The following is a 24,301-nucleotide window of genomic DNA, read 5'->3' on the forward strand; positions in this document are numbered from 1 at the left end:
CGACACGGACTGCCCGAATCCTTTCCTTAAGCGCGAGGCAAATCAAAGGAGCGCAAAAGGACACCCGCTCGGCGCAGCAGGAGAGTAAGCAGGAGTCGGCGACAAGAGGGAATTGACAAGGTCAGTACTCGCGGATAGCCAAACTCGCGGATGACCCGAATGAAAGTCGGCAGCAATCCGTCCGAATCATTCTGCCCGTCGGACTTTCGACCACCTCGTGGTCGTACGGTGTGCTCACCCCGACTTCCCCCGGGAAGACAGCCGGCCGCACAGCCGTTCCGCTCACGTTCATGGGGGGCGACATCACCGCCGGACAGCGGCGCACCGGGCTTCTCCGGGCCGAGGTGACCGGCTCGTGACGGAATGGGCGGGACAGCGCGCGACCACTCGGAGAAAGAATCTAGGGGGCACCTGCGATGCACCTGTCGGCCGTTCGCTGCCGCCGATGTGACCTGGGCACCATCACCATGGGGAAGATCAGCGAGAACAAGCCGGCGGCCTCCTGCACAGGCTGTTTCGCCTGGGGACAGCTGCCCGGCCGGTTCTGCCGCGGCTGCTACACCTACGGCCAGCTGCACGCCGTCGGCGAGTGCGTCGGCTGCCGGCGGCAGGCGCCGGTCGATAACAAGCACGGCTACTGCCGGCTATGCCGGGCTCAGGCGACCTGGGCGATCAAGGCCAGCGGCAAGGCTTCGGTGATCGAGCCGTACCTGCGACAGGTGACCTGTCAGCAGCTGTTCTTCGCAAACCTCCAGCGGCCCAAGAACGGCGGCCCCCGGGTCGGCAAGGCCGGGCGGCGCGTCCTGAAGCCGCCACCGCTTCCCGAACCACACCGCCTGACGAAGGCAACGCAACTGACGCTGTTCACTGCCACTCGGGACTTCCGCCGGTTCGACCGGGAACTCCACGCCCACCTGGCCAACCCCTGGCTGGTCCGGGCCCGGCAGGCCGCTCGGGCGCTGGGAGAGGCCCGCGGCTGGAGCCGCTGGATCACCAGCGATGTGAACCGAGCCCTGGTCATCGGGCTGTCCGGCTATCGCGAAGGTGAGCCGATCCGATACTCGACGGTATGACCCCGGGCATCCATCGCGCCGTCGAAGCCTGGGTTCGTACTCTCCTCGATGGTGGCCCGCGGTCCGAGCCCAGGTCCCGGCATACGACTTGGGCCTACCTGGGTGAGATCCAGCCGGTGCTGCTGGAGTGGTCCGACCGCTACGATCACCTGCGGGAAGTCACCCGGGACGACATCCTCGCGGCCCGGGACACCGTCACCGGCAAACAGCGCGAAAACCGGATCGTCGCACCGCGGTCACTGTTCCGGCACGCGAAGAAGAGCGGCCAGATCTTCCGCAACCCCACGATCCGCATCCGTGTCCCCCGGCAGACCGGCGGTGTCCTCCAGGCTCTTGTCCAGGCGGACATCGACGAGGCCATCGACGAGGCCATCGCCACCGCCACCACCCCGGACATCCGGCTCATCGTCGCTCTGGCCGCCGTTCACGCGGCACGGCCGAAGATGATCCGCACCATGCAGCTGGAGGATGTCGAACTGGGCAACCGGCGCATCACCGTCGGCGGCCACGTCCGCCCGCTCGACGACCTCAGCCACCGCGCGGTCCTGGACCGGCTGGACTACCGTCGCAGCCGCTGGCCGAACACGGCCAACCCCCACCTGCTGATCACTCAGAAGACGGCCGTCGAGCTCGGCCCGGCCGGCAAGCTCTGGACCACCCGGGCCACCCGCAACCTCACCGCCACCCTCGACCCGCTCCACCTGTCCCTCGTCTTCGGCATCGACGAGACGACGGCCATCCGCTACGCGGAGTCGGCACGGGTGCTTCTGGGTGAGGCGGCCGAGCAGTCATCGCGGTGAAAATCGCTCGCCCTGGTTACCTCCTTGAAGAGACCCTGTGGGCATGGAGTTCCTCTGCTACCACCGCGACCGGCCCGGCTCCCTGCCGCTGCGTGACGAGCTGCTGGAAGATCACTGGTCCTACATGGACCGGTACGCGAAGGAGATGATCGCCCGGGGCCCAACCCTCGCCGACGACGGCGACACACCCACCGGAAGCGTGCACATCGTCGACCTGCCCGATCCCGCCGCTGCCCGCGCTTTCGCCTTCGATGAGCCGAGCTACCAGGCCGGCGCCTACCGGGACGTGCTGCTGCGACGGTGGCACAACACGCTGGGGCGCACCATGTGGGACTTCCCCGGCGGCCGGACCGGCGGCAACCGGTATCTGGTGCTCGGCCTCGGCACAGGGCAGGCCGCCGACCTCGCAGTGCCGCATGACCGGGACGAGCTGATCGCCTACGGGCCGCTGCTGTCCGACGACGGCACCACCTGGCTGGGCACGGCGGTGTTGCTCCGGGCGCCGGACCCGGAGACGGCACGGGCGATCCTGACCCCGGACCGGTATGCCGACATCGAGGTGCACAACTGGCAGTTCGGCGGGCGGCCCTCCTGACGGAGGACGTCCAGTCCGACGTCACCGCGGAAGTCCGTTGGATCGCTCGGTATCCCCGTGTTTCTCCCGAACCCGCGGATGGATCGGCCTGACGCATACTGGCGCACCCGTGGGTTCACGCTGAACAACTTTCAGTTTCCCCGAGCCCACGGGGATCCGGGCCCTGTTCTCGTATAGCTACCGTCAAGTGGCGTGTAGCGCTGAGTGACTACTTGGGGCTGCGGTTGCGCTGCTGGAGGGCGGCGAAGTCGGCGTGTGCCGTCGCGACGGCTTCCGGGTAAGCCTGGACCTTCTCGTGCTCGGCGAGTGCCCGGTAGATGCTCGACAGACTGGGGTTCTGGCCCTTCCGGCGGCCGGTGGGGATGAGTAGGTCGGGCTGAATGGCCTCGACGATCTCGCCGTTCGCGCGACGGCGGAGCACGGTGTGCGGCATGTCATCGGTGATCACCGGAGGCCGGCCGCCGTGCTTGCCCTTGCGGGAGGCGGCATCGAGTCCTTCGAGGGTGGCCTCGCGGATGTTCTCTCGCTCGGTCTCCGCCATCGCCGCGAAAAAGCCGAACAGCAGGCGGCCGGGTCCGGTGGGGTCGTAGATCCCGGCCAGGGGCCCGGCGAGCATCTCCAGCACCGAGCCGTGGGCGGTGAGGTGGTCGGCGAGGGCGGTCAGCTCGGCAGCGTCGCGTCCCAGGCGTTTCATCTCGTACACGGTGAAGATCACGCGGCAGTGCGGGGCGTGTGCCTTGATCTCCCGGGCGGCGGTGAGCGCGGCTTCGAACTGCGGGCGGACTCGTACCCGGGTGCTGATCTTCTCGGAGAAGATTTTGTCCCGGGGGATGTTCTTGGTGGCGAGGGCGTCGAGCTGCGACTGGAGTTCCTGGGTGAGGCTGGAGCACCGGGCGTACCCGATGCGAATGTCCGCGCTCGGGGTGTCCGGGTCGGCCGGCGTTGGGACGGGGGTGCCGGGCCGCCAGGGCTGACCCGGCCCGCGGTCGGCGGGCTTCGGCACGCGCAGGAGCTTGGCGAGTCGGGGCACCTTCGTGAAGCGGCCGGTGTGGTAGGTGCCGGCGACCGCGCCGGAACGCGAGCGGCAGTCGTTTGTGACATGGTCGCCCCATGTTCGGCTGCGACCTCCGCTGGGTGCGAGGGGAAAGTCGCGGCACGTCGTACGGCGAGGTGGTGATCTTCGTCGTCCAGCGGATGAAGGGCGGCGCGTCCCGCTGCACGGAGTCTCCGTGCGCCGGCGACGCGGACGCGCTGTATGCGGTGGCCACGGCCGGCCGCTGATCAGCGCACCCACTCGTCATCGCCATTCACCCGATGTCGACGATCACGCTAGCGGGCGAGTTGCTGAAGCCAGTCGTGCAGGAGTGCGGTCTCGACGGGACGGAGCGGGAGGGTGGCTTGATCGGCCCGGGCAAGAGCCGCGTCGAGTGCGAGGGCGCGCGAGGCGAGGGTGGCATCGGGGGTCGGACTCGCATGGGTGGCGAGGGCGTCGATGAGTGCTTCCCGCATACGCGTGGAGACTTCCGGGTCGCGGTCGCTCCCGGCGGCGCTGATCAGCGAAAGCGTGATTCCGGTGACGGCTGCCAGCATGAGGCGAGCGGCGAGGACGGGTGGTACCCGCAGGCGGCCGTCATGGGCGGCCCGGTCGAGGAAGCCCATCAGGAGCTTCTCGGCCTCCCGTGCTGCGGGCGGGACGCGGCCGGGGCGGTCGGTGCCGTACATCAGCAGGTAGAAGGCGGGGTGCTCCAGGCCGAAGTCGACGTGCATGTCCCATCCGCGGCGCATGTCCTCGACCGGGTCGCCGCTCGGCGCCAGGGTGTGCTTCTGCGCCAGGTAGAGGTCGAAGGCGTGAATGGCCAGCGCCGAGAGGAGCCCGTCCTTGTCGCCGAAAAGCTGGTAGAGGGATGCTGCCCGGATGCCCGCCGCTGCCGCGACGGCGCGGGTGGAGAGCGCCTGGGCGCCCTCCCGTTCCAGGAGTTCGGCTGCCACGTCCAGGATCTGCCGACGGCTGCGGGTCTTCGCGTCATCCACGGTTGCAACGATACGCCATCAGGCGTATCAATGGTTCGCACAGTGATACGCGCCAGGGCGTTGCAGTGATACGGCGGGAGAGATTCGATGAATCGTGTGGGATACGGCGCCATGCGGCTCGCGGGGCCGAAGGTCTGGGGGTTCCCGGAGAACCTGGAGTCGGCAAGTCAGGTGCTGCGCCTGGCCGTGGAGCTGGGTGTGACCTTCTTCGACACCGCGAACGCTTACGGTCCACGAACGGTGAACCAGTTGATCGGCCAAGCCCTGCGGCCGTTTCCCGAAGGCGTGATCGTGGGCAACAAGGTAGGTGCCGAGCGCGGCCTGGACCAGTCCTGGATCGTCGACGGCCGCCCCGAAACGGTCCGGCGCCAGGTCCACGAAGCTCTGACCGACATGGGAACGCAAGCGAGCGAGCTGACCTACCTCCGGCTCGTCGGCGACACACCCGGCGCGCACCAGGACATCCCGATCGAGGAGTCGCTCGGCGTCCTCGTCGAGCTGCGCGACAAGGGACTCATCCGCCGTATCGGCCTCTCCGGAGCATCCCCACAGATGCTGGCTCGCGCCCAGCAGATGACCCCGATCGCGGCGGTCCAGAACCGCTTCAACCTGCTTGACCGCAGCGGAGTACAGGTCCTCGCCGACTGCGAAGCCCAGGGCATCCTGTTCATCCCCTACTTCCCGCTGGCCGCCGGACGACTGAGCAGCTACCACGAACTGACCGGCCCTGCCGAACGCCTGCACGCCACACCGGCCCAGGTCGCGCTGGCCTGGCTGCTGCGCCGGTCGCCCTCCATGGTCGTCATCCCCGGCACGAGCAATCCCGAGCACCTGCGCGCGAACGTCGCTGCTGCTGAGGTCGCCGAACACCTGACCGAGGTCGAGGTCACTCGCCTGACCGAACTCGTCGACGAGTCGAAAGCGGTCCTCATCCAGCCCACATGACGCTCAGAGCAGCCGATGAACGAGCCGCCGATCTCGCCGCAGACGAGCTGGAGCGCGAACTCTGACGACCAGCCAGACAAAGCTGCCATCGGGCTGCTACGGCGCTCGCTACTGAATACCGCCCAGCCCTTTCGTGCCTACCCCTGATGGCGGACGGTGCCCGCGCGGCCCTGGCCGCAGCGGGCGCGGTGCAACCCCGTCAAGCCTGGGCTGCGGCGCCCTGCGCCTGCGGGCCGCGCGGCCGGGGCCGCGCGAGCGCTCGCGCGGTCAGGTTCAGATCGAGGCGGCTGTTCATGTCCAGCTCGAACCGGCCGTACGGATTCACATGGGTCCAGAACAGCGGTGACAGCGCCCTGCGGTCCGCGTCGGTGAGTTTGTCGGCCCACCTCGGGTCGGCCAGGACCTCCTGCATCAGCAGCGTGTTGACGTGCACCAGCGCGGACTGGAGCAGGTGCAGCGCGAGCATGCTGACCTCCTGGGACTCTTCCGCCGGACCCCTAACCGCCCCTAAGGGCAGTCCGGTTGCCCCTCCGGACCTCCCACACCAGTCCCCGGCGGGGCTTGGCAGGGGAACGTATGAAATCGGTCCGCATATTTGCTTATGCAATCCATCTGGGCCGGTGTGGCACGCGGGGAGATGGCTGGATCCGGTGGCACCTGGGGGCATCCGCGCGCGGGACCAGCCGGGGCGCCGCGATCACCTTGAGGTCGGCGCCGGGTCATCACGGGGGTCAGCGGTTCGGGCCTCGCCGAGCGTGGGGGCCTTGATGGCTCACGGGAGTAGTATCCGCGCCATTCTCCTTGGTGGGAAGGGTAGTTGGGGCCCGCCCATCTGACCCGGCAGGTGATCGTCCGGCCGCAGGACGCCGTCGGCGTGAACCCCTGACCGCCCGCCACCATCGACCCGGTGCGGCCGGGGCCGCGGGTGCGGATCGAAGCTCCTCCGGGAGATCCCGACGCCCCACCGACGCTGCTCCCGCCGCGCACCGTCGCCGTGTCGGGCGATATCCTTTTGCGCGAGGAGACACCGCCGTCTACCGAGCACGACACCCCCCGCGGCCAGCGCCGCGGGGCTCCCAGTACCGAGGACGGGAATCATGACAATCACTGTGGGAATCAACGGCTTCGGCCGCATCGGCCGTGGCTACTTCCGCGCCCTGCTCGCGTCCGGCGCCGACATCCGGGTGGCCGCGGTCAACGACCTGGCCGGCGCGCAGACCCTGGCGAACCTGCTGAAGTACGACAGTGTGTACGGGGTGCTGCCGCAGCAGGTGACGGTCGAAGGCTCGTCGATCAGGGTCGGGGACACCGTGATCGAGGTCCTCAGCGAGCGTGACCCCGGCCAGCTGCCCTGGCGCCGTCTCGGCGTCAACGTTGTCATCGAGTCGACGGGCGTGTTCAACGACGCCGCCAAGGCGCGGGCACACATCGACGCCGGGGCCGAGAAGGTGGTCGTCTCCGCCGCGGCGAAGAACGCGGACCTCACCCTGGTCATGGGTGTCAACGACCACCTGTACGACGCCGAGCGGCACACGATCGTCTCCAACGCCTCTTGTACGACGAACTGCCTGGCGCCGATGGCCAAGGTGCTCGACGACGGGCTCGGTATCGAGCACGGCACCATGACCACGATCCACGCCTATACCCAGGACCAGAACCTCCAGGACGGCCCGCACCCCGACCCCCGGCGAGCCCGCGCGGCCAACCTCAGCACCATCCCGACCACCACCAACGCCGCCAGTGCGATCGGCCTCGTGCTCCCCACCCTCCAGGGCAAGCTCGACGGGTACTCGGTGCGGGTTCCCGTCCCCGTCGGCTCGCTCACCGACCTGACCGTCCGGGTGAACCGCGAGACGACGGTGGAGGAGGTCAACTCGCTGTTCCGCAAGGCGGCGGAGGGAGAGCTGTCGCGGATCCTGCGCTACACCGCGGACCCGGTCGTCTCGGCGGACATCGTCCGGGACCCGGCCTCGTGCATCTTCGACTCCCTGCTCACCCAGGTCATCGAGGGACGGCACGTGCACATCTTCGGCTGGTACGACAACGAGTGGGGATTCTCCAACCGCCTCGTCGACACGACCCGGCTGGTCGGAGGCGCGGCCGCCTGACGGCGTCGGGCGTTGAACGCTGAAGGGCCGGTACCGGATCTCTCCGGTACCGGCCCCTCGGCATTCCGGCGCCGGACCGGCGCGCTCCGCCGCTGCCGGTGCGGCCCAATTCGGCGGCCAGGCAGCGCAGTTACTCCCGGGAGAGGCCGAGGCCCCTCAGCGCGTCGCGGCGGCTCATGCCGTACGGAACCGGCTGTCCGGCGACGAGCGGGTGGTCGCGTTCGACCGGGCCGAGGCCGACCGCGCCGCCGGGTGAGCCGAGGTCGTCGAGCCGGCGGCCATCTCGTCGAGCGGTTCGTCCACATGGTGCTCGATCCGGGGCTTCATCAGGCGCATCCGGCGCGTGGAGAACCGGGGCACGAGCAGGTCGCGCATCCGGGGATGCTCGGTGGCCTCGGTGTCGTGGTCGTCACCGGCGGTCCGCACCCTGGCGATCGGCCCCTCCTGCTGGCGTGCGCGCATCCTGGGCGCTACGCCTATCGCGGCGGGATTGTCGAACGGTAACTTCGGGAGTTCGTTCATGAATTCATGCTCGCACGCTCAGACGGCGCTGCCGCGGATGACGGCGAGCACCGGGTGGCCGTGGCGGCGGGCGGCGGCGAGCCACTCCAGCAGCAGCATGCCGGCGCCCTCGCCCCAGCCGGTGCCGTCGGCCGCCGCCGCGAAGGCTTTGCAGCGGCCGTCGGGCGCGAGGCCGCGTTGTCGGCTGAAGTCGACGAACGTCTCCGGCGTGGACATCACGGTCACCCCGCTGGCCAGGGCGAGCGAGCACTCGTCGGCCTGGAGGGCGCGGACGGCCCAGTGCAGGGCGACCGGGGAGGAGGAGCAGGCGGTGTCGAGGGTGACTACCGGGCCTTCCAGGCCGAGGGCGTAGGCGACGCGGCCTGAGGCGATGCTGGCGGCGCTGCCGCCCGCGAGGTAGCCGTCCAGGTCGTCGGGGGCGGAGGTGAGCCGGGTGGCGTAGTCGTTGTACATCACCCCGGCGAACACGCCGGTGCGGCTGCCGCGCAGGGCGGCCGGGACGATCCCGGCCCGTTCGACGGCCTCGTGGGAGGTTTCCAGCAGCAGCCGCTGCTGCGGGTCCATGGCGAGGGCCTCGCGCGGGCCGATGCCGAAGAAGCCGGGGTCGAAGTCGGCGGCGTCGTGGAGGAATCCGCCGGTGCGGGCGTAGGTCTTGCCGGGGGCGTCCGGGTCGGGGTCGTACAGCGCGTCGGTGTCCCAGCCGCGGTCGGCGGGGAAACCGGACACGGCGTCGGTGCCCGACGCGACCAGCTCCCACAGCTCCTCGGGGCTGGTGACACCGCCGGGACAGCGGCAGCCGACACCCACCACGACGTTCGTCCCATGCGCCCGCCGCTCGTTCTCACGCAGCCGCCGACGCGCCTCCCGCACGGCTGGTCAGCAGCTGGTCAGCCGGCCGACGAGTCGGCCTCGTCGGCGAGCACCGCCATCGCCGCGTTGTGCCCGGGCACCCCGCTCACCCCTCCCCCGCGCACGGCGCCCGCCCCGCACAGCAGGACGTTGGGGTGCGGGGTCTCCACGCCCCAGCGGCCGGTGCGGTCGTCGGCGTGGGGCCAGGACAGCTCGCGGTGGAAGATGTTGCCGCCGGGAAGTCCGAGATCGCGTTCCAGGTCCAGCGGGGTCCTGGCCTCGATGCAGGGCCTGCCGTCGGCGTCGGTGGCCAGGCAGCCGGCGATCGGTTCGGCGAGGTGGGCGTCGAGCTGGGCGAGGGTCGCGGCCAGCAGCTCGTCCCGTACGGCGTCGTTGTCGTCGGCGAAGAGCCGGGCCGGGGTGTGCAGTCCGAAGAGGGTGAGGGTGTGATGGCCGCTCGCGGCGAGGTCCGGGGCGAGGATCGTCGGGTCGGTGAGCGAGTGGCAGTAGATCTCCGAGGGCGGCGCGACGGGCAGCCGGCCGGCGGCGGCCTGGGCATGGGCGGCGGCCAGTTCCCCGTACCCCTCGGCGATGTGGAACGTACCGGCGAACGCCTCGCGCGGGTCGACGGAGCGGTCGCGGAGCCTGGGCAGCCGGGTGAGCAGCATGTTGACCTTGAGCTGGGCGCCCTCGGCCGCCTCGGACGGGGCGTCGCCGGTGAGCGCGGCGAGCTGCTGCTGCGGGGAGGCGTTGACCAGGACGTGCCGGGCGGCGGCGACGCCTTCGCCGTCCCGCGTCCGGTACGTCACCTCCGCCCGCCGCCCGTCGGTGTCGATCCGTACGGCGTCATGGCCGGTGGCGATGACGGCACCCGCCTTGCGGGCCGCGTCGGCGAGGGCGTCGGTGAGGGCGCCCATGCCGCCGACGGGGACGTCCCAGTCGCCGGTGCCGCCGCCGATGACGTGGTAGAGGAAGCACCGGTTCTGCCGGAGGCCGCTGTCGTGGGCGTCGGCGAACGTCCCGATGAGCGCGTCCGTGAGGACGACCCCGCGCACCAGGTCATCACGGAACTCCCGCTCGATGGCGACCCCGATCGGCTCCTCGAACAGCGTCCGCCAAGCCTCCTCGTCGTCCACCCTCCGGCGCAGTTCCGCACGCGTGGGCAGCGGTTCCGTCAGCGTGGGGAACACCCGCCGGGCGACCCGGCCCGTCATCCCGTAGAACCGCCGCCAGGCCGCGTACTCCCCCTCACCACCGGTCAGCCGGGCGAAGGCCGCACGGGTCCGCTCCTCACCACCCCCGACCAGCAGTCCGGTCGGCCGCCCGTCGCGCTCGGCGGGCGTGTACGAGGAGATGGTCCGGCGCCGGACCCGGAAGTCCAGGCCGAGATCCCGCACGATCTTCCCGGGCAGCAGACTGACCAGATACGAGTACCGCGACAGCCGCGCGTCGACCCCGGCAAACGGCCGCGACGAAACAGCCGCACCCCCCACATGCCCGAGCCGCTCCAACACCAGCACGGATCGCCCCGCCCGCGCCAGATAGGCGGCGGCGACCAGCCCGTTGTGCCCGCCACCGACGATCACGGCGTCATGGACGGTCACGGACCCGGTTCCCTCGTCAGCAGGCATGGCTTCTTGTTAACACGAGGTGATCGCGATGGGCCAGGGGGCCAGGGGGTGAGGGGATGCGGGTGGTGGGGGTGGGGGGAGGTGGTGGGGCGCGGCCCCAGGCGGGAGGGGGGAGGGCGGCGGGCCGCCTTGGCGCGGGGGATGGGAGGGGAGCCGGGGGCCACCCGGCACGAGGAGAGGGCGGGAGGCGGGGGGGGCCGCCCGACGCGGGCAGTCACGCGAGACCGGGGGCCGCCCGATGCGGGAGACGGCACATCCGTCTCCGACAGGCGGGCGACAGCGTTGCCGAGCCCGGCGGGGAAGGTGCGGGCGGCAGGCACCCGGCCCGGCGGGGAAGGCGCGGGCAGCAGGCACCCGGCCCGGCGGGGAAGGCGCGGGCAGCAGAGACCCGGCCCCGTGGCGAGGCGGGACGGCAGACACCCGGCCCCCGCCACAAGGACCGAGACGGGACGGCACGCACCACACACCCGCCCCCGCCGAAACCCACGAGTCGGCGGGTTCAGCGACCGCCGGACAACCCGGGCGGCGGGCACCCAACCCCAGCCGGAAGCCCCGGACGCCGAGCAGCCGCCCCACCTCCCCCGGACGGCAGCCTCTCGGCGCGTTCAGCCGCCGGCCGGCCGGCAGGAGCCGCCGGATTCAGCCCGGCCGCACCGCGCGAACCGCCAGGTTCACCCCCGCCGCACCGGCCGAGGGCGAACCGCCAGGTTCACCCGCGCCGCACCGGCCGAGCCGCCAGGCTCAACCCCACCCCACCACCCAAACCACCCGCCACGCCCCCCACCCACTCGCCTCAACCCCCACCCGACGCCCCCTGCCCCCGCAGAGCGGCAATGTGGCGGTACAGCTGGCCTGCCTCCGCGGTGCGGCCCAGTTGTTCCAGGCAGTGGGCCTCGTCGTTGCGGCTGGCGAGGGTGTCGGGGTGGGCGGCGCCCAGGACGCGTTCGCGGGCCTCGGCGACCCGGCGGTACTCGGCGAGCGCGTCGGCCCAGCGGCCCAGCCAGCCGAGGCCGACGGCGACCTCGCGGCGGGAGACCAGGGTGTCCGGATGGTCGGGGCCCATGGTCCGCTCGCGGATCGCGCAGACGTCCCCCGACTCGGTGAGCGCCTCCTCCCAAAGGTTCAGCCGGCCGAGGTTGACGCCGAGGCCGTGGCGGGCGCGGAGGGTCTCGGGGTGGGCGGGGCCGTGCACGCGGGTGCGGTCGGCGGCCAGGGCGCGGTAGAGGGTGAGGGCTTCGGCGCTGCGGCCGAGGCGGCCGAGGCTGATGCCGATCTCGTAGCGGGCGGCGAGGGTGTCGGGGTGGTCGGGGCCCAGCGCACGCGCCCGCGCTTCGGCGACCTCGCGGTATGCCTGGAGGGCCTGCGCCCAGTTTCCCAGCTGGCCGAGCGCGTAGCCGACCTCGTAGCGGGTGACGAGGGTGTCCGGGTGCTGTGGGCCGAGGACCCGGGCGCGGGCGTCGGCGACCTCGCGGGCCATGTGGTACGACTCGTCCAGGCGGCCGAGCCGGGAGAGGTTGAAGGCGAGGTTGTGGCGGCAGCGCAGGGTGTCGGGATGGTCGGGGCCCATGGCGTGCTCGCGGGCGGCGAGGACGGAGGTGTAGACCTCGTGCGCGTCGGAGGGCCGCCCCAGCTGGCCCAGTACGTACGCCATCTCCTGCTGGGCGGCGAGGGTGTCCGGGTGGCCGGGGCCGAGGGCGCGGTGGCGGGCCTCGGCGACCTGGGTGTACTCGGCGAGCGCGTCGGCGGCGTGGCCGGTGCGGCTGAGGGTGAAGGCGATCTCGTAGCGGCTGGCGAGGGTGTCGGGGTGGCCGGGGCCGAGCAGCCGCTCGCGTTCGGCGGCGACCGCGCGGTGCGCCTCACCGGCCTCGGACCAGCGGCCGAGACGGCCGAGGCCGAGCCCGGCGTGGTGCCGGCCGGCGAGGTCGGCGAGCACCTCGGGGGACGGGGTGGGCGGGCCCCCGGGGACGGGTTCGGCGCGGACGGGTTCGGCGCGGACGGGTTCGGCGCGGTCGGGTTCGGCGCGGACGGGTTCGGCGCGGTCGGGTTCGGCGCGGTCGGGTTCGGCGCGGTCGGGTTCGGCGAAACGGCCAGTGTCCGGGCGGGCGGTCCAGTCGCCGGTCAGGGCCGCCCAGGTGTCCGGCGGGGTGGGGTGCGGTCCGGCGCCGGTGGCCTTGTGGCCGGTGGTCATGCCCCGGGTCCAGGCGGGCAGCCGGCCGGCCGGGGCGGCGGGTTCGGGCGCGGGCCGGGGGCCGGGCGTCGTCGGGCGGGGGCCGGGAGTGGCGGTACGTACGCCGGGCTGGGGGCGGGTGGCGGCCAGGGTCGGCACCCGGACGGGTGTGGCGCGGGCCGCGTTGATCCGGCGGCCCAGTTCGCGGGCGTCGTCCGGGCGCTCGTCGGGCTGCTTGGCGAGCAGGTCGAGGATGATCTCCTCCAGGTACGCGGGGAGTTCGGCGCGGTGGGTGCGGGGCGGGGTGGGCGCGGTGTCGCGGTGGCCGACGAGGATCGCCCAGGGGTCGCCGAGGTCGAACGGCGGCACGCCGGTGGCGATCTCGTACAGCACACAGCCCAGGGAGTAGAGGTCGCTGCGCTGGTCGACCTCGCTGCCGCCGATCTGCTCGGGGGACATGTAGTGCGGGGTGCCCATCGCCACGCCGGTGCCGGTGAGCTTGGAGGTGAAGCCGATGTCATGGCCGAGCCGGGCGATGCCGAAGTCGCAGATCTTCACGGTGCCGTCGCCGAGCCGGACGATGTTGGCGGGCTTCAGGTCGCGGTGCACGATGCCCTGCTGGTGGGTGTAGGCGAGGGCGGCGGCGACCTGGTCCGCTATCTCGACGACATCGTCGACGGCCAGCGGGTGCTGCCGGTTGTCGTCCAGCAGCTGGCTGAGGTTGCGGCCCTCCAGCAGTTCCATCACCAGGAACAGCACGCCCTCGGACTCGCCGAAGTCGTGCACCACCGTGATCCCGCGGTGTTGCAGCGCGGCGGCCACCCGGGCCTCCCGGCGGAAGCGTTCGCGCAGGACGCGGGTGAAGGACGGGTCGTGCTGGGGGCCCATCGGCTTCAGGCACTTGACGGCCACCTGCCGTCCCAGCGACTCGTCACGCGCCCGCCACACCTCGCCCATGCCGCCGCGCCCGATCAGGTCGAGCAGCCGGTACCGGCCCTGGATCAGCCTGGTCTCCGCCATCGCCCGCAGTCGCCCCCGTCACCTGTTGCCGCGCCCTCCCCTGGCCCGTCCAGTATGGCGACCGGCCGTCCGACTTTGAACGGCGCCGGGCCCGCACCACGACAGAGTCGGCCAGGACCCGCCGAAAGTGATCAGGAGGCGGGGCCAGCGTAGCCGTGCGGGGACGGCTCGCGGCAAGCGGCGGGGCCGGGCGCGGCCGGGGCCCCTACCGCCGTCCCCACGGCATCCCCAGCCCGATCCGGGCCGGGGCGGCGGCGACCTCCGTCATCAGCCGGGCGCAGGCGTCCCGGCGGGCCTCGGAGCCATGGACCTCGACTGGTCACCGTACCCATTTGGGGGTATTCATGAGGTATGAGCAGTGCACCTATGCAGTTGGCCGCGGCGAGCGGACTGCTCAGCCTCGGTCTGTTCGTGATCGCCGTGGCGGTCCTGGCCGTCCTGGCGGGAAGTTTCTGGCTCGGCAACCGGATCAAGGACCGTGAGCCGCCCACGCCACGGCCCGAGGAGCATCCACGGCCACCGGAGGACGGCCCGGTCCACGAGGTGCTGGAGAGCCGCGAGCCCGACGAGGTGCCCAAGGTGCCCAAGGGCGGACGGGCGATGACCCCGTACGAGCTGACCAATATGCAGACCCGGCCCAGTGCGTCCCCGTCCAAGGACCGGCCGAAGTGGAGCAAGGGCAGCAGCGGGTCCTTCGGCGGGGGCGGGCTCGGCGCCCACTGACCGGCCCCCGGGATGACCCGTGGGTCACTCCGCCGTGGGTCATACGGCCGCGAGCGCGTGGGTCACACCGCCGTAGGCGGCCGTCCGTCGAAGCTGGCGTAGTACGCCGCCGCCATGTCCTCGTCGCCGTGCCCCTGCGCCTGCGCACGCGCGAACCGCTCCGCGCTCGCGGCGGTCAGATCGAGGCGCAGGCCATGCCGCTCCCCCGCCGCGACGATCAGCCGCGCGTCCTTCGCGGCGGTGGAAACGGCGAACTGGGCCGGGCTCAGCCGCCCCTCCCGCAGCAGGGCGGTCTTGGCGTGCAGCAGGGGCATGTCGAGCGTGCCGCCCGCGATCACCTCGAAGAACCGCTCGGGGTCCACGCCGAGCGCCTCGCACAGGGCGAGGGTCTCGCCGGTCGCGTTGGTGGCGGTGACGAGCCAGCCGTTGGCGACCAGCTTGAGCCGGGTCGAGGTGGCCGCCGCCGTGTCGTCGCCGGTCCACACGGTCCGGGCGCCGATGGCGTCGAAGACCGGCGTGATCCGCTCCCGCCCGGCCACCGGTCCTGCGGCGAGCACGGTCAGCTGACCGGCCTCGGCGGGCTGGCGGGTGCCCAGGACCGGGGCGTCGTAGCAGATCACCCCGTGCTGCCCGGCCAGGGCGGCCAGCGCGGCGACATCCTCCGGGCTCGCGGTGGTCGACTGGGACCAGACCGTGCCGGGGCGCAGCCCAGGAGCGGCCTCGGCGATGACCTGCCGGACCGTGCCGCCGTCGTACAGCATGGTGAGCACGGCGTCCGCGTCCCGTACCGCCTCGGCGGGGCTGTCCGCGATCCGGATGCCGTCGGCGGCCAGCGGCTCCGCCTTGGCGCGGCTGCGGTTCCAGGCGCGCACGGAGTGTCCGGCGCGGGCGAGGCTGCGGGCCATCCCGGCGCCCATGATGCCGGTGCCCAGGACACCCACGGTGAGCTTGTCGGTCATGGTGTCAACTCTCCTGGTGCGAGGGATGGGGGCGACGCCCCTGCGTGCCGTCCTCCGCCGGGAGCAGCAGCCGGGCGGTCTCGCCCGGTCCGAGGGAGAACGCGCGGTCCGGGAGGCGTACGTCGATGGGGGCGGCGTCGGTGTGATTGGGCACCGTGATCTCCAGGTTGCCCTGGCGCAGCCGGAAACGGACGCCCCAGTGGGCCTGGTAGCGCACGGAGAAGCCGTACGACGACAGCTCGGGGAGCGGCACCGGGTCCAGCCACAGCGCGCCGTCCCGGGTCTCCAGGCCGGTCAGCCCGCGCTGGACGAGATCGAGGGTGCCGGCCATCGCGCCGAGGTGGATGCCCTCGCCGGTGGTGCCGCCCTGGATGTCGGCGATGTCGCCGCGCAGCGCCTCCTGGACGAACTCCCAGGCCTCCGCGCGGCGGGCGCGGGCCAGCACCCAGCCGTGCACCAGGCCGCTGAGGGTGGAGCCGTGGCTGGTGCGGTGGAGGTAGTGGTCGACGGTGCGCCGCCAGGTCTCGTCGTCCAGCGGCATCCCCAGCCGGTGGAAGAGGGCGTGCAGTTCGGCCGGAGAGAAGAGATAGCCCAGCATCAGGACGTCGGCCTGCTTGGACGCCTGGTAGCGGTTGACGGTGTCGCCCTCGGCCTCCAGGATCCGGTCCAGGCGGCGGATGTCGCCGTACCGCTCGCGGTAGCGCTGCCAGTCGAGTTCGGCGAGGTCGCCGTAGCCGTCGAACTGGCTGATCACGCCTTGGTGGAAGGGCACGTGCAGCTTGTGCGAGATGTCCTCCCACTGGTCGAGTTCGCCGTCGTCCAGGCCGGTGCGCTCGGTGAGTTCGCGGCGGCGCGGCGCGGGCAGGCCGGCGATCAGGTCCAGGGTGCGGGCGAGCACCCAGGCGGCGGTGACATTGGTGTACGCGTTGTCGACGAGCCCTGGCTGCTTCGCGCCCGGGTAGGCGTCGTGGTACTCGTCGGGGCCGACGACCCCGGCGATGCGGTAGCGCCCGAGGCGCGGGTCGAAGTCGGCGGCGTCGGCCCAGAAGCGGGCGATCTGGAGCATGGTCTCGGCGCCCTTGGTGTGCAGGAACTCGGTGTCGCCGCTGGCCTCGCAGTACTGCCACACGTTGTAGGCGATGGCGGAGCCGACGTGGTGCTGGAGGTGGGAGTGGTCGGGCAGCCAGCGGCCGGAGTTGGGGTTGAGATGGAGCTGCTGGGTCTCCTCGCGGCCGTCGCTGCCGCTCTGCCACGGGTACATCGCGCCCCGGCGGCCCGCGTCCCGGCCGGCGGTGCGGGCCTGTTCCAGGCGGCGGTGACGGTAGAGCAGCAGGGCGCGGGAGACCTCGGGGAAGTGCAGGTTGAGATAGGGCAGCACGAAGAGTTCGTCCCAGAAGACATGGCCCCGGTACGCCTCTCCGTGCAGGCCGCGCGCGGGGACTCCGACATCGATGTCGGCGGTGTGCGGCGAGAGTGTCTGGAGGACATGGAAGAGGTGCAGCCGCAGGATCCGGCCCGCCTCGCCGGGCACGTCGAGATCGGCGCGGCGCCACAGCTGGGCCCAGGCGGCGCGGTGGGAGTCGAGCAGCGCGTCGAAGCCGGGGGCGCGTTCGACGCGGGACAGGGCGGCGTACAGGGGGTCGCTGATGGCGGGGTCGCGGGAGGTGTGCAGGGCGACGGTCTTGTCGACGGTGGCGGTGGTGCCGGGGGTGAGGCTCAGGGTGAGGTACTGGATCGCGCGGGGCGGGGTGTGGCGTACGCCGAGGGCGGCGTCCGTGGTGACGCGGCTCGCCATGCCGATGCGGATGTCGGAGGTGCGGGTGCGGCAGCGCAGCCAGACGGTGTCGGGGGTGTGGGTGCCGGTGTGGACGTGGGTGAGGTGGTGGCCGTCGAGGTCGCGGTAGCGGGCGACGCCGGAGTTGCGGACGCCGCCGTCGAGAGCGGCCTCCACCTCCAGCTCGATGTCGGTGCCCTCGGCGGTGAACTCGGTGCGCAGCGCGGCCAGATGCGGATCGCCCATGTGCACGAGCCGCAGCTGCCGTACCGTCAGCTCGCCACCGTCGGGAAGGGCGTAGCGGGTACGGCGCTCCAGGGTGCCGGCGTCCAGGTGCAGGGCCTGGTGGTGGTCGAGGACGGTGGCCTGGTCCGGGGTGAGCCAGCGGCGGCCGAGCGGGCGGAAGCGCAGGGGCAGCCAGTTGGGGACGTTGACCATGTCCTCGTTGTCGACCTCGCGGCCGGCGACGGAGGAGGTCAGCCGGTTGTAGCAGCCGGCGACGTAGGTTCCCGGGTAGTGGATGCCGTTCGCGGCGCACTCGGGCAGGGCGCCGCGGGTGGCGAAGCTGCCGTTGCCGAGGGTGCACAGGGACTCCCGCAGCCGCTGGTCGGCCGGGTCGTAGCCGTCGTACTCCCAGATCCAGCGGGTCACTCCGACGCTCCTCACGCAGCGGGCGGTGTCCGGTACGGGTCCGAGGGGCGGCGCGGGCCTAAGGGGCGCCGCCGGGGACGGCCGGGTCGGCCGCGCGGGTGCGGGCGGCGCCGATACGGTCCACGCGGAGGACGTTCTCCCGGTCCTCGGGGTCCGTGCTGGCCTCGCCCGCGAACCAGGCGTCGAGGATCTCCCTGAGCAGGGGTTCGGAGGTCAGTCGCAGGCTGAGGGCGAGGACGTTGGCGTCGTTCCAGCGGCGGGCGCCGTCGGCGGTGTGGGCGTCGGTGCACAGGGCGGCGCGCACGCCGGGCACCTTGTTCGCGGCGATCGACGCGCCGGTGCCGGTCCAGCAGCAGACGACGGCCTGGTCGGCGGCCCCGTCGGCGACGTCCCGGGCCGCCGCCTCCGAGCACACCGCCCACCGCGGGTCGTCCCCGGGGCGCAGCGCCCCGCGCGCCACCACATCGTGCCCACGCTCCCGCAGCTCCACGACCAGCCGGCGGGCAACGGGTTCGTCCATGTCGGAGGAAACGGAGATCCGCATGTCTCGGAGCGTACATCGGGGCTCCGGACGGGGCCGGTCGAGCGGGCGGCCCTGCGGGAGGTGGGGAGCCTCTCAGGGGAGGACCGCCGCCCGCGCGGGCCCTGTCGAGGCTCGGCCGCCCCCGCCGCCGCAGGCCGGAACGGGCCCGCGCGCGTTACGCCGCCGGGGGCCGGCCTCGCTCAGGCGCACCCCGCCCTTCGGTCCGCCGGGCGCTGCCGTCCCGTGTGCTGGGACTTCAGTGCCTGGAGGTGGGCCTCGATGTAGGGGACGGCGGCCTTGGGGAGTTCGCCCGGGATGAAGGCGGGCTGGACATTGACCTCGAAGACGACGCCGCCGTTCTCGACGGCGAGGTCGACGCCGGAGAAGGGGAGGCCGATCGAGGCGGTGGCGGCCACGGCGAGGTCGGTGAGGCGGGGGTCGAGTTCCTCGGGGGCGAGGAAGACCGCCGTGGCGCCCTGGCTGGTGTTGCAGGGCTCGTCGGGCTCCGGCTGGAGGTGTTCGCGGGCGTGCACGACCCGGCCGTTCAGGACGAAGACCCGGAACTGGTGGCGCATGCCGTCGGGGGTGATGTTCCCGGCGTCCTTGGAGAGCATCCAGTCGGTGCCGCGTTCGGCGTAGAAGTCGGTGACGTGCTCCAGGCGGTCGAGGCCGGTGACATGGAAGGTGTCGTAGCCGCCGGTGCCGATCACCGGGCGGGCCCAGACGTCGCCGCCGAGTTTCCCGAAGGCGGCCGACGCCTCGTGCGGGCTCGGCCGGGACAGGACGATGGTCTCCATGTGGGCGACGCCGTCGCGCTGGAAGCGCTCCACGGTGAGGTTCTTCTCGGTGGCGGTGCGCCAGGCGGACACCCCGGTGCCCAGGGTCACGACGTCGTGGCGGACCAGCAGGCGCTGGAACCCGGCGAGGGTGTGGCGGCGGTGCGGCGGTATCTCGTACAGGACCACCACGTCCGGCTCGACGTCGAGCCCCTGACCGGGGACGATCAGCCGCAACCGGTTCCCGGACCGGACGCCGCGGCCGGTACCGCCGGTGGCGAAGTGCCGGGAGTCGATCCGCACCGGGGGGCGGCCGGTGAGCTGCTCGACGGCTTCGGCGAGGACGTCCCCGCAGCCTTCGGGCGAGGTGGGATCGGTGACGAGGGCGACGCACGGTCGGGACACAGCGGCCTCCAACGGCTCGGGACGCGCCGGGGCCGCGCGCAGATCCGCCTGCGCGGCGGCCGGGCGCTCTCACGGGTGGTGCCTGACACACGCGGTCACCGCCACCCGTCGCGCCGGAGCCGGTCCGGGACGCCGGCCGCGGGGCGCCGGGGCGGGCCGGGCGGTGACCGTACAGGTGGGGCAAGATCCGTACAGATGGGGCTCGGCCCTGCCGGCCGGGCCGCAGGGCTGTGGGGGACACACTGTAAGTGCCCGGCGCCGCGGAGTGACAGGGCGCATGTGAACACGACCCCTGCTCCCATCTCTGCGCCGCTCACCCCTCCCGTGCGCCGTCGGTACGTCCGGCGCGCTCGGGGTGGGGGTGGGGGTGGGGGGATGGCGTGGGGCGGCGCGGGGTGGTGCGGGGTGGCGGCTGGGCGGATGCCGTCGGCTGGCCCGCGTGCCCGGGGTGGCGGCTGGGCGGATGTCGTCGGCTGGCCCGCAGGCACGGGGTGGCGGCTGGGCGGATGCCGCGGGCCGGCCCGGGGTGCCTACGGTGGCGGCCGAGCGAACGCCACAGGCCCGCCCGGGGTAGCGGCTAGGCGAAAGCCGCACGGACCGCCCGGAGTGCCCGAGGTGGCGGGAGGGCGAATGCCGTGGGCACGCCCGGGGGGCCGGGGTAGCGGCGGAGCGGATGCCGTGGACCGCCCCGCAGGCACGGGGTAACGGCTGGGCGAAAGCCACGGAGCCGTCCACCGGGCCCGGGATCGCGGCCGAGCGAATGCTGCGGGCCAGCCCCAGGGCGCCCGCGCTCGCGGCGGAGCGGATGCCGTGGACCGGCCCGCGTGCCCGAGGCCGCAGCCGGGCGGATGCCACGGGCCCCCGGGCCCGCCCCGGTTCGCAGCCGCCCGCACACCGTCTCCCCGGTCCCGCGCCTCACCCCCGCCCCCGGGCCCGTTCCTCAACCCACCCTCCTCAGCCGCCGAGGTGACGGGAGACGAGCAGCCCACCCTCCTCAGCAACTGCGGTGGGTGGAGACGAGGTCGACTCCGGGTGAGGTGCCGCGGTGGGGCGAATCAATGGATATCGCCCGCCACTTCGCACCGCGGGCCGGAAACCAACCCCCCGCACCCCGGCGCCCCGCGCATCTCTTCGTGTTCATGCCATTGACAAACGGGAACCCGGCCAGAAATCTATCACCCAAGCCACGCAAACTTACGATCGATTCACGCAAAATCCCAACCCAACTCCGGTAGTTCCGGACAACAGGTCCAGCGCACCCGCACTCTCCCCCCGTCGTCCCCCGCCATGGAACGAGGACGCCATGAGACGGACAAGACACGGTCTGAGGACGATCACCGGCCTGATTCTGGCCGCGCTGGTCGCCTTCGGCCTGCAACCCGGCACGGCCGGCGCCGCAACCGCGGCCGTCGGCCCCAATCTCGCCCTGGGCAGGACCGCCACCGCGAGCGGCTCGGTCGGCGGCTACCCGGCCGCCAACGTCACCGACGGCAGCCAGCAGTCGTACTGGGAGGGCCCGACCGGGTCGTTCCCGAGCTGGGTCCGCGTCGATCTGGGCAGCGCCGTCGAGGTGAACCAGGTGGTCCTGAAGCTGCCCGCCTCCTGGGGCGCCAGGACCCAGACCCTCGCCGTCGAGGGCAGCACGGACGGCACCACCTTCACCCCCCTGTCCGCCTCCGCCGCCCGCAGCTTCGCCCCGGCGTCCGCCAACACGGTGACCGTCGACTTCACCGCCCGCAGCGTGCGCTACGTACGGGTCCAGGTGACCGCCAACACCGGCTGGAACGCCGGTCAGCTGTCCGAGCTGGAGATCCGCGGCACCGATCCCGGGACGGGCGAGCCGCCGGTCGGCACCAACCTGGCCCGCGGCAAGCCGATCACCGCCACCTCCACCGTCCACTCGTTCGTCGCGGCCAACGCCAACGACGGCCAGGTGGGCACCTACTGGGAGTCCAACGGCCACCCTGCCTCGCTGACCGCGGAGCTGGGCGCCGACGCCGACCTGTCCGGCATCACCCTCAAGCTCAACCCCGACGCGGCCTGGGCGGCCCGCACCCAGAACATCGAGGTGCTCGGCCGGCCACAGGGCTCATCGGCCTTCACCTCCGTCAAGGCCCGCGCCGACTACGCCTTCAGCCCCGGCGCCAACGCCAACACGGTGACCATCCCGGTCAGCGGGCGCTACGCCGACGTACGGCTGACGGTCCACTCCAACAGCAGCGGATACGGCGCCCAGATCGCCGAGTTCGAGGTGCTCGGGACGGCCGCGCCCAACCCCGACCTGGTGGTGGGCGAGCTGACCTGGACCCCCGCCGCGCCCACCGAGTCGGACAGCGTCACGGCCCAGGTGACCGTGCGCAACGCGGGCACCGCCGCCTCCCCGGCCTCCACGGTCGACGTCAGCCTGGAGGGCACCGTCGCGGGCAGCGCCCCGGTGGCCGCCCTCGCGGCGGGCGCCTCCGCCACCGTGCCGGTGACCGTGGGCAAGCGGGCCACGGGCAGCTACACCGTCTCGGCGGTGGTCGACCCGACGGACACCGTGCCCGAACTCGACAACAGCAACAACAGCCGGACGGCGGCCACCAAGCTGACCGTCGCCCAGAGCCCCGGCCCCGACCTGGAGGTCCGCGGCATCAGCACCAACCCGTCGAGCCCGGCGGCCGGCGCCTCCGTGTCCTTCACGGTGTCGGTGCACAACCGCGGCACGACGGCCGTCCCGGCGGGTTCCGTCACCCGGGTCACGGCCGGCTCGACCACCCTCAACGGCACGGCCGGATCGATCGCGGCGGGCGCCACCGCCGAGGTCGCCGTCTCCGGCACCTGGACGGCGACCAGCGGCGCGGCCGTGCTCACCGCGACCGCCGACGCCACGAACACCGTCACCGAGACCAACGAGAACAACAACGTGTACTCCCGCTCGATCGTGGTCGGCCGGGGCGCGGCGGTGCCGTACATCGAGTACGAGGCGGAGAAGGGCACCCACAACGGCACCCTGCTGACGGCGGACGCGGAGCGGACCTTCGGGCACACCAACTTCGCCACCGAGTCCTCCGGCCGTCAGTCGGTGCGGCTCAACTCGATCGGCCAGTATGTGGAGTTCACCTCCACCGCGGCGGCCAACTCGATCGTCGTGCGCAACTCCATCCCGGACGCGGCGGGCGGCGGCGGCACCGAGGCGACGCTGAGCCTGTACGCCAACGGCACCTTCGTACGCAAGATCAATCTGTCGTCCAAGCACAGCTGGCTGTACGGCACCACGGACGACCCGGAGGGGCTGACCAACACCCCGCAGACGGACGCGCGGCGGCTGTTCGACGAGTCCAACGCGCTGCTGGCGCAGTCCTACCCGGCGGGCACCACGTTCCGGTTGCAGCGGGACGCCGGGGACACGGCCCCCTTCTACATCATCGACCTGATCGATCTGGAGCAGGTGGCCCCGCCCACCCCGCAGCCGGCCGGATGTGTGTCGATCACCCAGTACGGGGCCGTGCCCAATGACGGGCTCGACGACACGGACGCCATCCAGCGGGCCGTGACCGCCGACCAGAACGGGCAGATCGGCTGCGTGTGGATCCCGGCGGGCCAGTGGCGCCAGGAGCAGAAGATCCTGACCGACGACCCGCTCAACCGGGGTCAGTACAACCAGGTCGGCATCAGCGATGTCACCATCCGGGGCGCCGGCATGTGGCACTCCCAGCTCTACACGCTGACCCCGCCGCAGGAGGCGGGCGGCATCAACCATCCGCACGAGGGCAACTTCGGCTTCGACATCGACGACAACACCCAGATCTCCGACATCGCGATCTTCGGTTCCGGCACCATCCGGGGCGGCGCGGGCGGCGCGGAGGGCGGCGTCGGGCTCAACGGCCGGTTCGGCCAGGACACCAAGATCAGCAATGTGTGGATCGAGCACGCCAATGTCGGGGTGTGGGTCGGCCGCGACTACAGCAACATCCCCGAGCTGTGGGGTCCGGCCGACGGCCTGGAGTTCACCGGGATGCGGATCCGCAACACCTACGCGGACGGCATCAACTTCTCCAACGGCACCCGCAACTCGACGGTGGAGAACTCGTCCTTCCGCAACACCGGGGACGACGCGCTCGCCGTGTGGGCCAACAAGTACGTCAAGGACCAGGCCGTCGACATCGGCCACGACAACACCTTCCGCAACAACACCATCCAGCTGCCCTGGCGGGCCAATGGGATCGCGGTCTACGGCGGCTATGACAACACCATCGAGAACAATCTGATCTACGACACCATGAACTACCCGGGCATCATGCTGGCGACCGACCACGATCCGCTGCCCTTCTCCGGGCAGACCCTGATCGCCAACAACGACCTGTACCGCACGGGCGGCGCCTTCTGGAACGAGGACCAGGAGTTCGGGGCGATCACCCTGTTCGCCCAGGGTCAGAGCATCCCGGGAGTGGTGATCCGGGACACCGAGATCCATGACTCCACGTACGACGGGATCCAGTTCAAGACCGGCGGTGGCACGGTGACCGCGCAGATCTCCGACGTCGTCATCGACAAGTCCAACCACGGCGCCGGCATCCTCGCCATGAGCGGGGCCCGGGGCAGCGCGACCCTGTCGAACGTGACGATCACCAACTCGGCCGACGGGAACATCCTGGTCCAGCCGGGATCGCAGTTCGTCATCAACCAGTAGGGGCCGCGGCCCCTGCCGTGCCGGCCGCCAGTGGCCGGTGTCCCCCACCAGGGCCCGCACCCCGTACCCGGGGTGCG

The 24,301-nt window shown here is 72.2% G+C and carries 18 protein-coding genes and 1 pseudogene; 8 read left to right on the forward strand and 11 right to left on the reverse strand.

Going from position 1 to position 24,301, the window contains the following annotated elements; genetic code table 11:
- Window positions 1–467 precede the first annotated feature (467 nt).
- Genes ACFRFC_RS20915 through ACFRFC_RS20925 form a run of 3 tightly spaced genes read left to right on the forward strand, consistent with a single transcriptional unit; the run spans window position 468 to window position 2,468 of the window.
- On the forward strand, window positions 468–1,073 hold the full coding sequence (locus tag ACFRFC_RS20915; RefSeq protein ID WP_383112639.1) for a hypothetical protein: 606 nt from the start codon (window positions 468–470) through the stop codon (window positions 1,071–1,073).
- Window positions 1,070–1,873 (forward strand): hypothetical protein, encoded by an 804-nt coding sequence (locus ACFRFC_RS20920; RefSeq protein ID WP_382678976.1) that lies wholly within the window; start codon window positions 1,070–1,072, stop codon window positions 1,871–1,873. Before ACFRFC_RS20915 ends, ACFRFC_RS20920 begins: the two co-directional genes overlap by 4 nt.
- Window positions 1,874–1,916: 43 nt before the next feature.
- Entirely contained in the window at window positions 1,917–2,468 is a 552-nt protein-coding gene (locus ACFRFC_RS20925; protein WP_382678973.1) for a YciI family protein, read from the forward strand.
- 208 nt (window positions 2,469–2,676) lie between these two features.
- Here ACFRFC_RS20925 and ACFRFC_RS20930 read toward each other — a convergent pair whose 3' ends face one another.
- Window positions 2,677–3,471, reverse strand: a complete 795-nt coding sequence (locus ACFRFC_RS20930) for a recombinase family protein (RefSeq protein ID WP_382678971.1) — start codon at window positions 3,469–3,471, stop codon at window positions 2,677–2,679.
- Between the two features lie 107 nt (window positions 3,472–3,578).
- Between ACFRFC_RS20930 and ACFRFC_RS20935 the strand changes: the two genes are divergently transcribed.
- Window positions 3,579–3,749 carry a hypothetical protein gene (locus tag ACFRFC_RS20935; RefSeq protein WP_383112640.1) on the forward strand — a complete coding sequence of 57 codons (171 nt, stop codon included), beginning with the start codon at window positions 3,579–3,581 and terminating at the stop codon, window positions 3,747–3,749.
- A gap of 48 nt (window positions 3,750–3,797) precedes the next feature.
- Here the strand turns inward: ACFRFC_RS20935 and ACFRFC_RS20940 are convergent, their stop codons facing one another.
- Window positions 3,798–4,499 (reverse strand): TetR/AcrR family transcriptional regulator, encoded by a 702-nt coding sequence (locus tag ACFRFC_RS20940; protein ID WP_382678965.1) that lies wholly within the window; start codon window positions 4,497–4,499, stop codon window positions 3,798–3,800.
- 87 nt (window positions 4,500–4,586) lie between these two features.
- On the opposite strand from ACFRFC_RS20940, the gene ACFRFC_RS20945 reads away from it, so the two are divergent.
- Window positions 4,587–5,444: an aldo/keto reductase gene (locus ACFRFC_RS20945; RefSeq protein ID WP_382678962.1), complete on the forward strand. Its 858-nt coding sequence runs from the start codon at window positions 4,587–4,589 to the stop codon at window positions 5,442–5,444.
- Window positions 5,445–5,643: 199 nt separating this feature from the next.
- Here ACFRFC_RS20945 and ACFRFC_RS20950 read toward each other — a convergent pair whose 3' ends face one another.
- Entirely contained in the window at window positions 5,644–6,111 is a 468-nt protein-coding gene (locus ACFRFC_RS20950) for a Tn3 family transposase (RefSeq protein ID WP_382678959.1), read from the reverse strand.
- Between the two features lie 430 nt (window positions 6,112–6,541).
- On the opposite strand from ACFRFC_RS20950, the gene gap reads away from it, so the two are divergent.
- Window positions 6,542–7,552 (forward strand): type I glyceraldehyde-3-phosphate dehydrogenase, encoded by a 1,011-nt coding sequence (gap, locus tag ACFRFC_RS20955; RefSeq protein WP_382678956.1) that lies wholly within the window; start codon window positions 6,542–6,544, stop codon window positions 7,550–7,552.
- 174 nt (window positions 7,553–7,726) lie between these two features.
- On the opposite strand, the gene ACFRFC_RS20960 is transcribed toward gap, so the two are convergent.
- The 4 genes and pseudogenes from ACFRFC_RS20960 to ACFRFC_RS20975 all read right to left on the reverse strand — a co-directional run bounded on the left by ACFRFC_RS20960 (window position 7,727) and on the right by ACFRFC_RS20975 (window position 13,741).
- Complete coding sequence (locus tag ACFRFC_RS20960) at window positions 7,727–8,074, reverse strand: hypothetical protein (RefSeq protein WP_383112641.1); 348 nt, start codon at window positions 8,072–8,074, stop codon at window positions 7,727–7,729.
- Between the two features lie 21 nt (window positions 8,075–8,095).
- A pseudogene (locus ACFRFC_RS20965) lies at window positions 8,096–8,944 on the reverse strand (beta-ketoacyl synthase N-terminal-like domain-containing protein); the annotation flags it as partial.
- Window positions 8,945–8,961: 17 nt separating this feature from the next.
- Entirely contained in the window at window positions 8,962–10,554 is a 1,593-nt protein-coding gene (locus ACFRFC_RS20970) for a phytoene desaturase family protein (RefSeq protein WP_382678950.1), read from the reverse strand.
- Window positions 10,555–11,347: 793 nt separating this feature from the next.
- A complete protein-coding gene (locus tag ACFRFC_RS20975; protein WP_383112642.1) occupies window positions 11,348–13,741 on the reverse strand; it encodes a tetratricopeptide repeat protein in 2,394 nt (797 codons plus the stop codon).
- Between the two features lie 351 nt (window positions 13,742–14,092).
- Here ACFRFC_RS20975 and ACFRFC_RS20980 point away from each other — a divergent pair, with 351 nt between their 5' ends.
- The gene (locus tag ACFRFC_RS20980) at window positions 14,093–14,464 is read left to right on the forward strand and encodes a DUF6479 family protein (RefSeq protein WP_382678944.1); all 372 of its coding nucleotides are present in this window, start codon (window positions 14,093–14,095) and stop codon (window positions 14,462–14,464) included.
- A 62-nt stretch (window positions 14,465–14,526) separates the two neighbouring features.
- Here the strand turns inward: ACFRFC_RS20980 and ACFRFC_RS20985 are convergent, their stop codons facing one another.
- The 4 genes from ACFRFC_RS20985 to ACFRFC_RS21000 all read right to left on the reverse strand — a co-directional run bounded on the left by ACFRFC_RS20985 (window position 14,527) and on the right by ACFRFC_RS21000 (window position 19,552).
- Complete coding sequence (locus ACFRFC_RS20985) at window positions 14,527–15,423, reverse strand: NAD(P)-dependent oxidoreductase (protein ID WP_382678941.1); 897 nt, start codon at window positions 15,421–15,423, stop codon at window positions 14,527–14,529.
- A gap of 4 nt (window positions 15,424–15,427) precedes the next feature.
- A complete protein-coding gene (locus ACFRFC_RS20990) occupies window positions 15,428–17,848 on the reverse strand; it encodes a glycoside hydrolase family 65 protein (RefSeq protein ID WP_382678938.1) in 2,421 nt (806 codons plus the stop codon).
- A 58-nt stretch (window positions 17,849–17,906) separates the two neighbouring features.
- Complete coding sequence (locus ACFRFC_RS20995) at window positions 17,907–18,392, reverse strand: RpiB/LacA/LacB family sugar-phosphate isomerase (protein ID WP_382678935.1); 486 nt, start codon at window positions 18,390–18,392, stop codon at window positions 17,907–17,909.
- A gap of 179 nt (window positions 18,393–18,571) precedes the next feature.
- Window positions 18,572–19,552, reverse strand: a complete 981-nt coding sequence (locus ACFRFC_RS21000; protein WP_382678932.1) for a RimK family alpha-L-glutamate ligase — start codon at window positions 19,550–19,552, stop codon at window positions 18,572–18,574.
- A gap of 1,303 nt (window positions 19,553–20,855) precedes the next feature.
- On the opposite strand from ACFRFC_RS21000, the gene ACFRFC_RS21005 reads away from it, so the two are divergent.
- Window positions 20,856–24,224: a CARDB domain-containing protein gene (locus ACFRFC_RS21005; RefSeq protein ID WP_382678929.1), complete on the forward strand. Its 3,369-nt coding sequence runs from the start codon at window positions 20,856–20,858 to the stop codon at window positions 24,222–24,224.
- Window positions 24,225–24,301 lie beyond the last annotated feature (77 nt).

Origin of the sequence: Streptomyces sp. NPDC056734 (assembly GCF_042790455.1) — a bacterium.
GTDB lineage: Bacteria > Actinomycetota > Actinomycetes > Streptomycetales > Streptomycetaceae > Streptomyces.